Genomic DNA, 924 nt, shown 5'->3' with positions numbered 1-924 from the left:
CTACGCTTTGTCTGAAAAATGATGTCTTGCTAGCCTTTCCTCCCTCAGACTTGGAGGTATTGTCATGGCAGGACGTTACGAGATTTCCGATCAGGGTTGGACATTGATTGAAGATATCGTTTCGCCTGGCACGCCCGCTGGGCGTGGACGCCCACGCCGCGATGACCGGCAGATGCTCAACGGCATCTTCTGGATCCTCTGTTCCGGCGCCAAATGGCGGGATCTGCCCGAACGCTTCGGCCCATGGAAAACGGTCTACCAGCGCTTTCGTCAGTGGCGAGATGACGGCACACTCGAACGCAGCCTGTCACGCCTTCACCTGAAGCTTCGGGAAGATGGTTACATGGATCTCGATACCTGGATGGTGGACTCCACCTCGATTCGAGCGACTCGCTCTGCCGCTGGTGGCAGTAAAAAAGGGGCTCTGGAGAACGGGTAGGCCATGCGCTTGGACGAAGCCGAGGCGGCCTGACCACCAAGATTCACCTGGTTTGCGATGCCAATGGCGTTCCCCTGAGCTTCCTGCTATCGCCTGGTCAGCATGCCGATTCACGCTATCTCGTTCCTGTCATGGAGCAGATCCGCTTGCCAGGTCATACGGGACGTCCCCGCAAGCGCTGCCGCCATCTGCTGGCCGACCGAGGTTACGATAGTGATCGATTGCGTCGCTACTGCGACCGGTACGGAATACGACCGACGATCCGGCACCGACAGATGCACCGTCGCCCCAAGCCAGGACTACCCCGCCTGTTCGAGCGCCCGCGTTATCGGCGTCGCAATGTGATAGAGCGTCTATTTGGCTGGATGAAGGAAAAGCGGCGACTTTGTACTCGCTACGACAAGCTGGCAAAAAGTTACCGTGCCATGGTCACGCTGGCCTGCATCGAGCGCTGTTTACGGGTCTATTTTTCAGACAGAGCGTAA

Annotated in this window: 1 protein-coding gene; it reads left to right on the top strand. The window is 57.8% G+C overall.

The features are described 5' to 3' along the window. Positions 1–64 precede the first annotated feature (64 nt). Positions 65–924, top strand: a protein-coding gene (locus BC443_RS18360; protein WP_110650779.1) for an IS5 family transposase whose coding sequence is annotated in 2 segments (ribosomal slippage) — positions 65–434 and positions 434–924 — 861 coding nt in all. Because the reading frame shifts where the segments join, the coding sequence is not laid out codon by codon here.

The organism is Salinicola sp. MIT1003, from assembly GCF_001858555.1.
Taxonomy (GTDB): Bacteria; Pseudomonadota; Gammaproteobacteria; order Pseudomonadales; family Halomonadaceae; genus Salinicola; species Salinicola salarius.
The sequence above is the reverse complement of the archived record's forward strand: the minus strand, read 5'-3'. Positions and strand labels throughout refer to the sequence as shown.